The organism is Streptomyces graminilatus (assembly GCF_001418565.1).
Taxonomy (GTDB): domain Bacteria; phylum Actinomycetota; class Actinomycetes; order Streptomycetales; family Streptomycetaceae; genus Streptomyces; species Streptomyces graminilatus.
The window spans coordinates 1-13,078 of record NZ_LIQQ01000542.1 but is presented as its reverse complement, the minus strand read 5'-3'; the positions used below and the strand labels follow the sequence as shown (position 1 = coordinate 13,078).

Annotated in this window: 10 protein-coding genes, 1 other RNA gene and 1 pseudogene; 6 read left to right on the top strand and 6 right to left on the bottom strand. The window is 70.9% G+C overall.

Annotated features, from left to right (window positions below; all coding sequences use genetic code 11):
• Nucleotides 1–839 precede the first annotated feature (839 nt).
• Nucleotides 840–3,296, top strand: coding sequence for an NACHT domain-containing protein (locus tag AOK08_RS35685; RefSeq protein ID WP_157876932.1), 2,457 nt, complete (start codon nt 840–842; stop codon nt 3,294–3,296).
• A gap of 75 nt (nt 3,297–3,371) precedes the next feature.
• Here the strand turns inward: AOK08_RS35685 and rnpB are convergent.
• Both rnpB and AOK08_RS44040 read right to left on the bottom strand, forming a co-directional pair.
• Nucleotides 3,372–3,782, bottom strand: an RNA gene (rnpB, locus tag AOK08_RS35690) — RNase P RNA component class A.
• Nucleotides 3,783–3,861: 79 nt separating this feature from the next.
• A pseudogene (locus AOK08_RS44040) lies at nt 3,862–4,278 on the bottom strand (DMT family transporter); the annotation flags it as partial.
• On the opposite strand from AOK08_RS44040, the gene AOK08_RS35675 reads away from it, so the two are divergent.
• Together AOK08_RS35675 and AOK08_RS35670 are read left to right on the top strand one after the other, a co-directional pair.
• Entirely contained in the window at nt 4,277–5,032 is a 756-nt protein-coding gene (locus AOK08_RS35675) for a MerR family transcriptional regulator (protein WP_055533729.1), read from the top strand. The pseudogene AOK08_RS44040 and the gene AOK08_RS35675 sit on opposite strands and share 2 nt — an antisense overlap.
• Nucleotides 5,029–5,646 carry a hypothetical protein gene (locus AOK08_RS35670; protein ID WP_055533728.1) on the top strand — a complete coding sequence of 206 codons (618 nt, stop codon included), beginning with the start codon at nt 5,029–5,031 and terminating at the stop codon, nt 5,644–5,646. Before AOK08_RS35675 ends, AOK08_RS35670 begins: the two co-directional genes overlap by 4 nt.
• Here the strand turns inward: AOK08_RS35670 and AOK08_RS35665 are convergent.
• Entirely contained in the window at nt 5,597–7,045 is a 1,449-nt protein-coding gene (locus tag AOK08_RS35665; RefSeq protein ID WP_055533727.1) for an RNB domain-containing ribonuclease, read from the bottom strand. The two genes, AOK08_RS35670 and AOK08_RS35665, sit on opposite strands and share 50 nt — an antisense overlap.
• A 160-nt stretch (nt 7,046–7,205) precedes the next feature.
• Here AOK08_RS35665 and yaaA point away from each other — a divergent pair, with 160 nt between their 5' ends.
• Both yaaA and AOK08_RS35655 read left to right on the top strand, forming a co-directional pair.
• Entirely contained in the window at nt 7,206–7,988 is a 783-nt protein-coding gene (gene yaaA, locus AOK08_RS35660) for a peroxide stress protein YaaA (RefSeq protein ID WP_055533725.1), read from the top strand.
• Nucleotides 7,989–8,149: 161 nt separating this feature from the next.
• The gene (locus AOK08_RS35655) at nt 8,150–8,791 is read left to right on the top strand and encodes a bifunctional 4-hydroxy-2-oxoglutarate aldolase/2-dehydro-3-deoxy-phosphogluconate aldolase (RefSeq protein ID WP_055533723.1); all 642 of its coding nucleotides are present in this window, start codon (nt 8,150–8,152) and stop codon (nt 8,789–8,791) included.
• Between the two features lie 19 nt (nt 8,792–8,810).
• Here AOK08_RS35655 and AOK08_RS35650 read toward each other — a convergent pair whose 3' ends face one another.
• The 3 genes from AOK08_RS35650 to AOK08_RS35640 form a co-directional block, all read right to left on the bottom strand.
• Complete coding sequence (locus AOK08_RS35650) at nt 8,811–9,977, bottom strand: bifunctional RNase H/acid phosphatase (RefSeq protein WP_055533722.1); 1,167 nt, start codon at nt 9,975–9,977, stop codon at nt 8,811–8,813.
• Nucleotides 9,978–10,041: 64 nt separating this feature from the next.
• Nucleotides 10,042–10,785 (bottom strand): zinc ribbon domain-containing protein, encoded by a 744-nt coding sequence (locus AOK08_RS35645; protein ID WP_079054464.1) that lies wholly within the window; start codon nt 10,783–10,785, stop codon nt 10,042–10,044.
• Nucleotides 10,782–11,681 (bottom strand): Nif3-like dinuclear metal center hexameric protein, encoded by a 900-nt coding sequence (locus AOK08_RS35640; RefSeq protein WP_055533719.1) that lies wholly within the window; start codon nt 11,679–11,681, stop codon nt 10,782–10,784. Before AOK08_RS35640 ends, AOK08_RS35645 begins: the two co-directional genes overlap by 4 nt.
• A 296-nt stretch (nt 11,682–11,977) precedes the next feature.
• Between AOK08_RS35640 and AOK08_RS35635 the strand changes: the two genes are divergently transcribed.
• The coding region (locus tag AOK08_RS35635) for a hypothetical protein (protein ID WP_055533718.1) at nt 11,978–13,078 on the top strand (1,101 nt) is incomplete at its 3' end.

Sequence of the window (13,078 nt, the reverse complement as noted above, 5' to 3'; positions counted from 1 at the left end):
GAGTTGGGGGTGGCGCTGGGGCGGGCCCTCAGAAGCGGCGAGGAGCGGCCAGGACAGGACAAGGGCAGGACAAGCACGGCGGGGTGGGGCAATCGCCAGGCCTAGCCATGAGAAGCCCGTTGATCAGTATGGTGTCCAACGCCTTTGCAGCAGCGGTGAGTTGCTCCGTCGCGGCAGGGTAGGACCTCCCAGCACGCTGCGCCAAGGCGTCGCACGATAGCTGCACGTGCCCGATCACACGCCGGTACCTCGGGACCGTCCAGCGAGAGCGCGCCGGAGTGCCGCCGACGCGCCGCCCACTGCCGGGCCAACCTCGGCAAAGTCGACGAAGAAACCCGCGAGATCGCCGATCTCCTCGCCCGGATGCGCGGCCCTGAAGTACCACGCCCTTACGACGTCCTGCCGGTACAGTGCTCACGCCGTCAGGCCAAGTCCTCGGCCTCAGCCTTTTCGCTGTGGATGCGCTGAGCCGGATTCCGCAGGCTCAGGCCGTCCGACGGGAACCAGGGAGCCGTTGTCCGGTCGGCCACGGGTCACTCGTTCCAGCCGGCGTCCACCCGCATCCTCGGCAGGGAGTTGCTGACGAAATACGGAACCCGAACTATTGCCCACCGATGGCACAGGACGGTGGCCTTCCGGCAGCCGATGAGCCATCCGGGAAAATTACCGATATTCCGCCATCTCAGGGCGCGGTCCGACACCATGGCGACATGACAGCTGCGGGGGCGTCCGGGCAGGGGCGTGTCAGTCGGTGGTACTGGGCTTTGGCGGCGGGAGGGGCATTCGCCGCGTTACTCATGGCCTACGTGGGCAAACTGGGCGTCATATCGATGCTGAGCGTGACACTGCCCACGCTGGCCCCCTTGTACCTGTCCTGGAAGGCGTTCCACTACGACCGGCTCGACGCCGGACGCGCGAGCGACATGGATTCCGCGGCCCGCGATCTGGCCGACCTCGTGCGACGGCAGTGGGAGGCCGAGACGCAGGCCCGTGGCCTGGACGGCTTCGCTCCACTGCCGGTCACCTGGGCACCCGCAAACTTCAGTTTCGTCCACGACTGGTCGGATCTGCGGTCCATCGCGGCCGAGTGGCCCGGCGGCTGCCCCGGGACTCCAGACGACTGGCCGTCCACGGCTGTCGGCTTGTCCGGCCATGACGGGAACATCGGTGACGTGTTCATCCTCAGGACACCGGCGCGGCGGCTTCTCCTCCTTGGGGAACCCGGAGCGGGCAAGACAACGCTTCTGAACCGCCTTCTGCTACATCTACTCGAACGCAGAGCCACGGCCCCCGAGGAACGTGTGCCGGTGCTCTTCAACCTCGGCTCCTGGCATCCGGATGACACCACCCTGTCGAAGTTGATGGTTCGTCAACTCCGACAGCTCTATCCCGGACTGGCCGCACCTCCGCCGGCCGGACCCGCGACGCACGGCGCCGCCGACCTGGCCGAGGCACTGCTCACGGGGCAGCGCATCCTGCCGATCCTCGACGGCTTCGACGAGTTGCCGGTCGGCCTGCGCGCCAAGGTGCTGTCCGCCGTCAACGACGAGCCCTGGATCACCGCCCCGCTTGTGCTCGCCAGCCGCCTGGCGGAGTTCCGCGAGGCCGTCCATGGCGCGGACCTCGCCATCGGCGTGTACGGGGCGGCGGGGATCACCATTCTGCCTATGGACGCCGCCGACGCGGCCCGGTACCTCCGTGGGATGCCCGGCACCGCCGAGGCACGGCGTTGGGAGCCGGTGGTGGCCGAACTCGGCACGCCAAGTCCCGTCGGGCAGGCCCTGAGCACCCCGTTGGGCTTGTTTCTCGCGCGCAGGTACTACCGCTCCTCCCTGGAACCGGGCTATCCGGGCCGCACCCTGCCGCCGGACCCGGCGGGACTCTGCCGGGACAGCCGATTCCGCACGAGGGAAGAGGTGGACGAGCACCTGCTCGCGAGTTTCCTCCCTAGCCTGTACGGAACCGACGCCCCGCGGGCACACCTGGTCCTGACCCGGATCGCCTGGCATCTGGAGCACGACCAGGGCGGTGCTCCGGACATCGCGTGGTGGAGGCTGAGGTCTCTCCTGCCGACGCGCCGGGCGGCGCGCTTCGTCGCCCTCGTCCTGGGCTGTGCCGTCCTGGTGACGGCCACGGTCACCGCCGGCGCGACGGCGTCGCTGACCTACGGGGCTCAGGGCGACATCCTCTACTGCCTCTGTCTGGGCCTGTATCTCGGGCTCCTGACCGCACTGACTGTGGCCGGAGCCCACCCGGCCCGGGTGGCGATCGCGTGCGGCCTGGTCAGGCTAGTCACGCCCTCTGGCGACATCCCGGTCCTGTGGACGTTCGGCGACCTCGCAAGCATCGCGATCGTCGTCTTCCTGGGCTTCGCGGTCCTCCGCCGGACGGCGGCGCGATTCCGGTCCCTGGGGTCCGCGCGGATCCTGGCCCTGGGACTGGCCGGCACACTGATCGGTGCGATGACACAGGGGGTGATCACTTACCTCGTCGTATCGGTCCAGCCGATGGACTGGACCAACCCCCTCACTATGAGTGGTGAATCACTCGAGAGCGGCGCCAGGCTGGGACTCTTCCTGGGCCTCTCTTATGCCGCCCGTGTCAGCCTGAGCGAAGCGGCCGCGACACCCGGCGGACGGCTGGCCTGGGCGTGGAGCCGGTCCGGTTGTCTGGCGGCGCTGCTGCTCAGTCTGGTGCTCACGGTCATCGCCGCGTGCGTAAGCGCCGCGATGCCGTCGCAGTGGGGAGCGGACCCCTCCGCATGGACGGTGATCGTCGCGGTCGGCTTGTCCATCGCCCTGGTCACCGGGCTCGCCGGAGGCATCGGCTTCGGGCTGTCCGTCCAGACGCCCGATCTGGCCACGGTGGTGGGACCCGAAAGCGTCCTGCGTCAAGACCGTGAAGCGAGCGCCACGATGACCCTGATGACCGGTGGTGTGTTCCTGGTGGTCTTCGGCCTGTCGGTAGTACCCCTGACCCTGACCGGTGGCTCCGGCATCTTCGGCGTGTCGACGTTCGCCCTGCTCTACACCCTGCTGGGGGCCATGCTGGGCGCCATCCGGCAGACCTCGTACATCCTCTTCATCCTCACACAACGCCACCTGGCCCGCCGCGAGGAATTCCCGCCCGACCTCATGGCCTTCCTCGACGACGCACGGGACCGAGGCATCCTGCGCCAGGTGCGACCCGTCCACCAGTTCCGTCATATCGATCTGCAACGTCACCTCGCCCGCCAGTCGCGTAGGCCCACGAGGCACGGGCGGCGGACAGGCCGCCTCTCAGGGATGGTGCCGTGACGGGGAACCGGGGCGGTTGCACGCCGTAGGGGGATCCGTTGGCCTGTAGGTCAGCTGGTCAGAGGCGCGGGGTGGCAGACGAGCCGGGCCGTACGCCGGGTTCTGTGTCCGAAGGGACCTCACGATCCCCTCGGCGACGGCCATCCATCTAGGACCGGCGTTGCCGCCGGCCTCGTGCGGTCTACCCGGGGACTCGGGCGGGCAGCCCTCGAACGTCCTCGCAGAGCGCGCCTTTTACAGCGGCTCCTTTTGACCTTGCTCCAGGTGGGGTTTACCTAGCTGCCCAGGTCGCCCTGGGCACTGGTGGTCTCTTACACCACCGTTTCACCCTTACCCGGCGCCGAAGCGTCGGGCGGTTTGTTTTCTGTGGCACTGTCCCGCGGGTCACCCCGGGTGGCCGTTAGCCATCACCCTGCCCTGTGGAGCCCGGACGTTCCTCGGGGAGCGCCCCCGAAGGGGAGTCCACGCGGCCGTCCGCCCGGCTCGTCTGCCGTGTCGACCATGCTACCGGGCGTCCGCCCCCACGCGGTCCAGTGGCCGTGGCAGGTGCCGTCGCCAGGACGGAGCCCGCCAGGATCAGCGCGAAGGCGGCGAGGGTGCCGGCCGTCAGCGGTTCGTCCAGGAACAGCGCGCCCGCCGCCACCGCCACCGCCGGATTGACGTACGTGAAGACCGTGGCCCGGGTCGGGCCGGCCTCCTTGATCAGCTCCAGGAACGCCACGAAGGCGAGGGCCGTGCAGACCACGCCCAGAACGGCCAGGGCTGCCAGGACCTCCGGCGAGGGAAGTGCGGACGGGCGGGTCACCGCAGCCGCCGGGGCGTACACCAGCGCCGCCAGTGCCAGGCAGGGTGCCGTGAGGTGCAGCGAGCGAACGTGCCGCACCGGAGTCGAGGCACATTCCCTCGTTCGCGGTACGACCTGCCGGACACCGCAGATCCCCCCTTGACCCCGCCGCAACGTCAACGTTTCTACTGATCGCATGCGAATCGGAGAGCTTGCCGGCGTCGTCGGTGTCACGACGCGGGCCGTGCGGCACTATCACCATCTGGGGCTGTTGCCGGAGCCGGAGCGGATGGGCAACGGTTACCGGGACTACACCTTGCGGCACGCCGTCGTGCTCGCGCGGATCAGGCGGCTGACCGAGCTGGGCCTCGGGCTCGCCGAGGTGCGGGACGTGCTCGCCGACGAGGCCGGGCGGGATCTGGTCGAGGTGCTCGCCGAGCTGGACGAGGACCTGGCCCGGCAGGAGGCCGCCCTTCGCGAGCGGCGGGCGCGGTTGCGTGCGCTGCTGCGTAACGCGGAGGCCTTGACCGCCGAAGGGCCAGTCTCGCCTGAACTGGCCGCCGTGTTCGCCGAGTTGGCGCATGCCTCCGACTCTCCCATGGCCGCCAGAGACCGCGAGATGCTCGCGTTCATCGAGACCACCGCCGCTCCGGAGGACCGGGAGCGGATGATGGCCGCGCTGGGCGGGGCCTTCGCGACGCCGGAGGCGGTGGCTCGGGCGCACGAGGTGTACGTGTTGCTCGACGTCCTCGTCGATGCCGGGATCGACGATCCGCGCGTGGGCGAGGCAGCCCACGCCCTCGCCGGCTGTCTTCCCCGCGAGTTGCTTCCGGAGGCCGGCTGTATCGATCACGACGACACATTCCTGCGTGCCCTCTACGCCGACTTCGCGCCCGCCCAGGCCGCCGCTGTCCGTGGTGCGCTGCTCATCCTCGGCGGGCAGGGGGCGTGAGGGCGGTGGTGCGGGGGCTGGTACGGCATGAGGTGCGGTTGCAGGCCGGCCTGTTGTTGTGGGTTGCGCGGCGGCGTCATGGGACGGACGGCGGACAGGCCTTCGGGTACGCCCGTGGGCAGGGCGCCATGATGTTCGCGTTCGCCTTCGTGTGCGTGGTCGAGACGGTGGCGATGTTCGTGCTGCTGCGCGGCTGGCCGACCGTGCACCTGGTGGTGCTGGTTCTGGACGTCTACACCGTCGAGTTCGTCATCGGGCTGCACGCCGCCTCGGTCGTCCGCCCGCATGTTCTCGACTCCCGCTCTCTGCGCGTCCGTTACGCCGCTCAGGTCGATCTGCGCATCCCGCTGGAGCGGATCGCTGTCGTCCGGCGTGAGCTGCGGACCGCGCAGAGTGCGGGAGTCGAGGGTGAACTCGACCTCGCCATCGGGTCCTTGACCACCATCACCCTCGAACTCGCCGAGCCCGTCGCCCACTTCACCGTCCTCGGCCGCCGACGGGACATCCGCGTCGTCCGTTTCCACGCCGACGACGCCGACACCCTCGTACGCTCGCTGCGAACCGTCACGCGGGAGCGAACCGTACCCCCGCCACCCCCAGTTCGGCCCGCGTGAGGCGGACTCGCAGGCGCTCCCCCAGGGACAGTGGAGTCCCGGTGCCCTCGATGCGTGCGACCACCGCCGGGGACTCCAACTGCACTGTGCCGATGGTTGGTTTGTGGTCGTCCACGTCCACCACGCAGCCCTCGAAGAGCTCGCCCACCCGGTCCTTGAGCAGTGCCGCCTCGACGATGTCCACGCTTCCGCGTTCCACCGCGCCCGCTCGTCGGCCGCCCTCGGTCATCTCCTGGGGGAGGACTTCCAGCGCTGCCAACACCCAATCAGGTGGGGGCTGTTCGGATGCGGCGGCCAGGCAGAGCTCCGACGCGTAGCGGTCGGCGAGGCGGCGCAGGGGGGCCGTGCAGTGGGCGTACGGGGCAGCCACCGCCGCGTGGGTTGTCATGGCCGGCAGGTCGCCGTCCCGGAAGACCGTGTAGCCGGCGCCTCTCAGCAGCGTCGTGCACTCCTGGAGGAAGGCCGCGTGGTGGGGGATGTGGGGGTCCAGGGAGCGGATCAGGGCCGCGTACGAGACGTGGTGCGGCCAGTCGATGTGCAGGGCCTGGGCGGTGCGGCGCAGGCGGCCCACGGCGCCGTCGGGGGCCGCGGGGAGCGTGCGCAGCACTCCCGTGCCGTACGTCAGCATCAGCTCGGCCGCCGCCATGCCCGTGAGGAGGGAGAGCTGGGCGTTCCAGCCCTCGGCGGGGAGTGGGGCCCGGTACGTGAGTGAGTACGTGTGGGCGTCCTCGTCCTCGACTATCTCCTGTTCGGGGACGTTCAAGGAGATCCCACCGCGCTCGACCTCCAGGCGTTCCCTTGCCTCGCCGATCTCCTTGAGGAGGGTCAGGGGTTCCTCCGCCGTTCCGGTGTCCAGTTGGCGCTGTACCCCCTCGTAGTCGAGCTTGGCTCGGCTTCGGACCAAGGCCCGGTGGACTTCCACCGACGCCGTACTGCCGTCCGCGTCGAGGTCGATCGTCCAGAGGGCGGCCGGGCGGGTCCGGTCGGGGAGGAGGCTCGCGGCGTCCTCGCTGAGGACGGGAGGGTGCAGGGGGGTCTTCCCGTCCGGGAAGTACAGGGTCGTGACGCGGCGGTGGGTTTCCGTGTCCAGCGTTCCGCCCGGTACGACGAATGCCGCCACGTCCGCGATGGCGTACCGGACGCGGAAGCCGCCGCCGGGGCGGCGGGACAGGTGCATCGCCTGGTCCAGGTCCGTGGACGTGGGCGGGTCGATGGTGAGGAACGGGATGTCTGTGGCGTCCGGCAACGGGAGACGAGGGGTTTTCGCCGCTCGGTCCGCCTCGGCCAGTGCCTCGGGCGGGAAGGTCTCGGGGACGTCGAGTTCGGTGCGCAGTGCGGTGAGGGCGGCCCGGAGGGGGGCTTCGGGGGCGCCGGTCACGCTTATGTGGCGGCGGGGCATGGATCGAGCGTAGGCACAATCCGGTCGGCCCGCCTCACCACGCGAACCACGTAATCTGACGCGAGTCGACCCGTCGTACCCGACCCATCCGTCGCACCCGTCGCATCTGTCACACCTGCCCTACCCGTCGTGCCCGTCGTACCCGTTTGGAGAACTCACCGTGCTTGTCCTGCTGCCTCCCTCCGAAGGCAAGGCCGCTTCGGGGCGCGGTGCCCCGCTGAAGCTGGAGTCGCTGTCCCTGCCGGGGCTCACCGCGGCCCGTGAGGCCGTGCTCGGGGAGCTGGTCGAGCTGTGCGTCGGGGACGAGGACAAGGCTCGTGAGGTGCTGGGGCTGAGCGAGGGGCTGCGGGGCGAGGTCGCCAAGAACGTCGACCTGCTGTCCGCCGGCGCGCGGCCCGCCGGGCAGGTGTACACCGGGGTGCTGTACGACGCGCTCGGCCTCGCCTCTCTCGACGCGGGCGCGAAGAAGCGGGCCGCGCGGTCGTTGCTCGTGTTCTCGGGGCTCTGGGGCGCCGTACGGGTCACGGACCGGATTCCCTCGTACCGGTGTTCGATGGGGGTGAAGCTGCCCGGGCTCGGGGCGCTGGGCGCGCACTGGCGTGCTCCGATGGCCGCCGCGCTGCCCGAGGTGGCGGGCGACGGGCTTGTTCTTGATCTGCGTTCCGCCGCGTATGCGGGGGCCTGGAAGCCCAAGGGGGAGATCGCCGGGCGGACGGCGACCGTGCGGGTGCTGCACGCGCCGACCCGGAAGGTCGTCAGCCATTTCAACAAGGCGACCAAGGGGCGGATCGTACGGAGTCTGCTGAGCGCGGGGGCGGTGCCCGCCGGGCCGGGGGAGCTGGTGGAGGCGTTGCGGGATCTCGGGTATGTGGTGGAGGGGGCGGCGCCTGCGCGGGTGGGAGTGGCGTGGGCGTTGGATGTGCTGGTGGACGAAATTCATTGAGCGGTGCGGTGCGCTCCGCGGGGTGGGTGCCTTGGGTTGTTTGGCGTCTGCTGCGCCGTTGTGGGTTGTCGTGCAGTTCCCCGCGCCCCTGTAGGGCACCCCCATTGCAGCATGCGCAACGTCCTTTGCGTGCACCGCAAAGGGCGGGCAGGATGAGGCGTATGTCTAGCCTTCCCGCGCCCCTGCCCGTCCCCTCCGTGCTTGATCTCGCGCCCGTCATCCCCGTGGTCGTCGTCGAGGATCTGGCCGATGCCGTGCCGCTTGCCCGTGCGCTTGTCGCCGGGGGGCTGCCCGCCATCGAGGTCACCCTGCGTACGCCCGTCGCCCTCGATGCCATTCGGGCCATCGCCGACGGGGTTCCGGACGCGGTGGTCGGTGTCGGCACCATCATCTCGCCCGCGCAGGTGGGTGACGCCGTCGAGGCCGGGGCCCGCTTCCTCGTCAGCCCGGGGTGGACCGACGTACTGCTGGAGTCGATGCGGGCCTCCGGCGTGCCGTTCCTGCCCGGGGTGTCGACCACGTCCGAGGTGGTCGCGCTGCTGGAGCGCGGGGTGAGCGAGATGAAGTTCTTCCCGGCGGAGGCGGCGGGCGGTACCGCGTACCTGAAGTCGCTGTCCGGGCCGCTCCCCCAGGCCCGGTTCTGCCCGACCGGAGGGGTCAGTCCAGCGAACGCGGCCGCGTATCTCGCGCTGCCCAACGTGGGCTGCGTGGGCGGGAGTTGGATGCTTCCGGCGGACGCCATCGCCGCCCGTGACTGGGACCGGGTCGAGACGCTCGCCCGCGAGGCGGCCAAGCTCCGCTGAGCAAGCCTCAGTACTTGACTCAGCGCAGGTGGGACGTGTCGTTGAACAGCCGTACGCTCGCGTTGCCGTCCGCGTAGTACGCCACCGCCGACAGTGAGGCCGCCGACAGTTCCATGCGGAACATGGACTCCGGCGGGGCGCCCAGGGCCAGTCGGACGAGGGTCTTGATGGGGGTCACGTGGGTGACCAGCAGGACCGTACGGCCCGCGTGGGCCGCGATCAGCTTGTCGCGGGTGACGGCCATCCGGCGTGCGGTCGTCGCGAAGCTCTCGCCGCCGCCCGTCGGTTCGGCCTTCGGGGAGGCCAGCCAGGCGTTCAGGTCGTCCGGATAGCGCTCGCGCACCTCGCCGAAGGTCAGGCCCTCCCAGGCGCCGAAGTCCGTCTCGCGCAGGCCGTCGTCGACGGTCACGTCCAGGCCCAGGCGGGTCGCCACCGCCTCGGCCGTCTGCCGCGTACGGGCCAGCGGGGACGCGACGATCGCCTCGATCGTGCCTCTGCGGGCCAGCGAGGCCGCTACGCGTTCGGCCTGGTCCCGGCCCACGTCCGAGAGGGACGGGTCGGTGCCGCCGCTGCCCGAGAAACGCTTCTGCGGGGTCAGCGGGGTCTCGCCGTGACGCAGGAGTACAAACGTGGCCGGCGGGCCGAGGTCCGCGGGCGCCGACCAGCCCGCGGCCACCTTCGTGGCGGCGGCGGAGTCGGCGTCAACGGCACTCGCACTCGCCGATCGGTCCGTGTCCAGGTCCGCCGTCGACGTCGACGGAGACCACTGCTCGCCGCGCTTGCCCGCGTCCATCGCCTCGTTGGCGAGCCGGTCCGCGTGCTTGTTCTTCTCCCTCGGGATCCACTCGTACGTCACCTGCCCGGCGGCCGGGAACACCCGGGCCGCCTCGGCCGCCAGTGGCTTCATGTCCGGGTGCTTGATCTTCCAGCGGCCGGACATCTGCTCGACGACCAGCTTGGAGTCCATCCGGACGCGGATCCTGGCCGTGGGGTCCAGTTCGCGGGCCGCGCGCAGACCGGCGACCAAGCCCCGGTACTCGGCGACATTGTTCGTGGCGATGCCGATGTACTCGGCCGCCTCCGCCAGCGTCTCGCCCGTGACCGCGTCGATGACGACGGAGCCGTAGCCCGCGGGCCCCGGGTTGCCCCGGGAACCGCCGTCGGCCTCGACAATGAACTCCCGCACGCCACAAGCTCCTTACAAGCTCCCTGCCGGACCTGTTGCCGCCTACTACTACTGCTGCCGCCGCTTACACACCCGACTCGGACGTGCGGACCAGGATGCGGTGGCAGTTCTCGCAGCGCAGTACTGCGTCGCGCGGGGCGGCCTTCACCTCGTTGACCTCGGTGATGTTCAGCTCCAGGCGGCAGCCTTCGCAGCGGCGCTGGTAGAGGCGGGCGGCGCCGACTCCGCCCTGCTGCGCGCGCAGCTTGTCGTACAGCTTCAGGAGGGCGTCGGGCACCGAAGCGGCGATGACGTCGCGCTCCTTCGTCGCCGTGCCGACCTCACCGTCCAGCGACTCGTACGCCGCCCCGCGCCGGGCCGTCGCGTCGTCGATCTTGCCCTGAACGGCGCCGACGCGCTCGGTCAGCTCGGTGACGCGCTCCTGCGCGGACTCACGGCGCTCCATGACCTCCAGGACGATGTCCTCCAGGTCGCCCTGCCGCTTGGCGAGGGAGACGATCTCGCGCTGGAGGTTCTCCAGGTCCTTGGGCGAGCTGACGGCGCCGGAGTCCAGGCGCTGCTGGTCGCGGGTGGCGCGCTGACGCACCTGGTCCACGTCCTGCTCGGCCTTGGTCTGCTCGCGGGCGCAGTCGCTCTCCTCGGTCGTCGCGGCCACCAGCAGGTCGCGCAACTGGGTGAGGTCCTTGGTCAGCGACTCGATCTCGGCGTGCTCGGGCAGCGACTTGCGCTTGTGCGCGAGCTGCTGGAGGCGTACGTCGAGGGCCTGGACGTCGAGAAGTCGGATCTGGTCGGCGGGCTCGGCGTTCAGTTGGGGGCTCCCTGTGCTTCAGAGGTGTCAGAAGTGGTGGTGGTGGACGCCGCGTGGGCGGTCCAGGGGTCGGTGACCGTGGCGGAGACATGGACCCGCAGGCCCCATCCGTTCCGGTCGGAGATCTCGTCGAGCTGGGCGGCGGCCAGCTCGCACCAGGGCCACTCGGTGGCCCAGTGCGCCGCGTCGAGCAGCGCGAGAGGCTTTGCATGCCCATCTGCGGCGGCGCGGGCGCTGTGGGCGCGGGCCTCGGATGCCGGGTGGTGGCGGAGGTCCGCGGTGAGGAAGGCGTCCACACCGGCCGCGCGTACGTCGCCGAAGAGGCTGTCGCCGGAGCCGCCGCTGACGGCGACCGTACGGACGAGTGCCTCGGGGTCGCCGGCCACCCGGATGCCCTGCGCGGTCGCGGGCAGCCGTGCGGCGGCGCGGGCGGCGAACTCGCGGACGGTCAGCGGGTGGTCCAGCTCGCAGACCCGGCCGAGACCGCGCCGGCCGGCGGGGTCGGTGGGGTCCGGTACGAGCGGCCGTACGACGCGCAGGTCGAGGGCGCCGGCGAGGGCGTCGCTGACTCCCGGGTCGGCGCGGTCGGCGTTGGTGTGGGCGACGTGGAGGGCGATGTCGTGCTTGATCAGGGTGTGCACGACCCTGCCCTTGAAGGTGTCCGCCGCGACCGTGGTCGTACCGCGCAGATAGAGCGGGTGGTGGGTGACCAGCAGGTCGGCGCCCAGCTTCACGGCCTCGTCGACGATGTCCTGAACGGGGTCCACGGCGAACAGGACCCGGGAGACCTCCTGGCCGGGGTCGCCCGCGACCGTACCGACGGCGTCCCAGGACTCGGCCCGCTCTGGGGGCCAGAGGGCGTCCAGCGCGGCGATGACTTCAGACAGACGGGGCACGACGCTAGGCTACCTGGCCCCCCTCCACCCCTGAACCGCCGCCGCTCTGACGGACGTGGCCGGCCCCGCCGTCCGCCGTCCTGGTTCCCTGGATGCGCCGTCGTGGTGCCTGGATGAGCCGCCGTGGTTCCTGGATGAGCCGCCATGGTTCCTGGATGCGCCGGGTTGCGGCAGCACACGCGCCTCCGTTTCCTCAGGAGAATCGTTACTGGGCCACCCTTATGTGTGAAATGGCGCTGTCCGGTCCCACGTCTGTGCGTGCGAAAACTAGTTTCGTCGCCGGAGGTGACCGATCGATGACGGCCTGTGTGATCGAAACGATCGAAGCCATGACGGAGGACGGGTTTCCCCCGGGGGCAGAGCTGGCGATCACGGCGGACGGTGCCTACGCGGCCCGGCTCGCGCGCAGCGGCGACTCCTGGTTCCCGGAGCGCTGGACGCTCGACGGGCCCGAGCCGTACGCCGTACCGCTCCCGGGCAACCAGCCGGAGGAGCCCGGCACGCAGGTGCTGCCGATGGGCGACGGGCGTGTCCTCATCCACCGCCCGGTCGACGGCCGGCACACCTTCGGGCTCCTCTACCCGACCGGCCCCGGCACCGGTGAACTCCCCCTCGGCGCCGTCGAGTGTCCCGCCGCCGGCACCGCGCTGCGCCTGCTGCCCCCGGCTCCGGGCGGCGACCGCGCGTACGCCCTCGCCGTGGGCCGGCGTTCCACGACGGTGTGGCTGGTGGCGGGCGGCGCCTTCGGGCCCGAGTACGTCACGGAGGTGCCCGGTCGCTGCCGGGGCGGGGTCTGGCTGGACCGCACGGGGCGGCTGCTCGCCCTGGACCGGGAGGTCGGCGGGCGTACGAAGGCGATCGTGGTCGATCTGGAGCGTGACGGAGAGGTGTCGCCGCTGCTCCAGATCTCGGCGGAGAGCAACGACCGGCTGCTGCTCGCCGACGCGGACAGCGGGCTGCTGCTGATCGGCTCGGACGCGCCCTCGCCCGGCGCACGGGAACGGCTGGGCTGGGGCGTGCTGGGCAGCACCCTGCCGGTGCGGTTCCCGGAGTGCCTGCGCGTCAAGGGGTGCACGCTCACGCCGTTCGCGATCCAGCCGGGGCAGATGCTGACGCCGGAGAGCTGCGGGGTGGCGTTGCGCGTGGACGGCTCGGGCTCGGCGGGGAGCTGGGTGGGGGTGTGGCGGCCGGCGGAACGGCAGGTGCGGCATCTTCCGGCGCCTGCCGGATGGTTGCCGGGGGCGGGGCTGTGGAGCAGGGACGGGGAGCTTCAACTGCCTTATGTGACGGGTGAGATGCCGTGCGGGGTGGCCCGGGTGCGGGCCGAGAAGCCCGACGAAGGGGCTGACGGATCCCAAGGGTTCGGAAGGGCTGAGGGGTTCGGAGGGGCTGAGGGG

Coding starts and splice junctions, on each gene's coding strand:
- AOK08_RS35655 (WP_055533723.1), top strand. CDS start 8,150: ATGTCTAGCCTTCCCGCGCCCCTGCCCGTCCCCTCCGTGCTTGATCTC.
- AOK08_RS35675 (WP_055533729.1), top strand. CDS start 4,277: ATGCGAATCGGAGAGCTTGCCGGCGTCGTCGGTGTCACGACGCGGGCC.
- AOK08_RS35665 (WP_055533727.1), bottom strand. CDS start 7,045: ATGCCCCGCCGCCACATAAGCGTGACCGGCGCCCCCGAAGCCCCCCTC.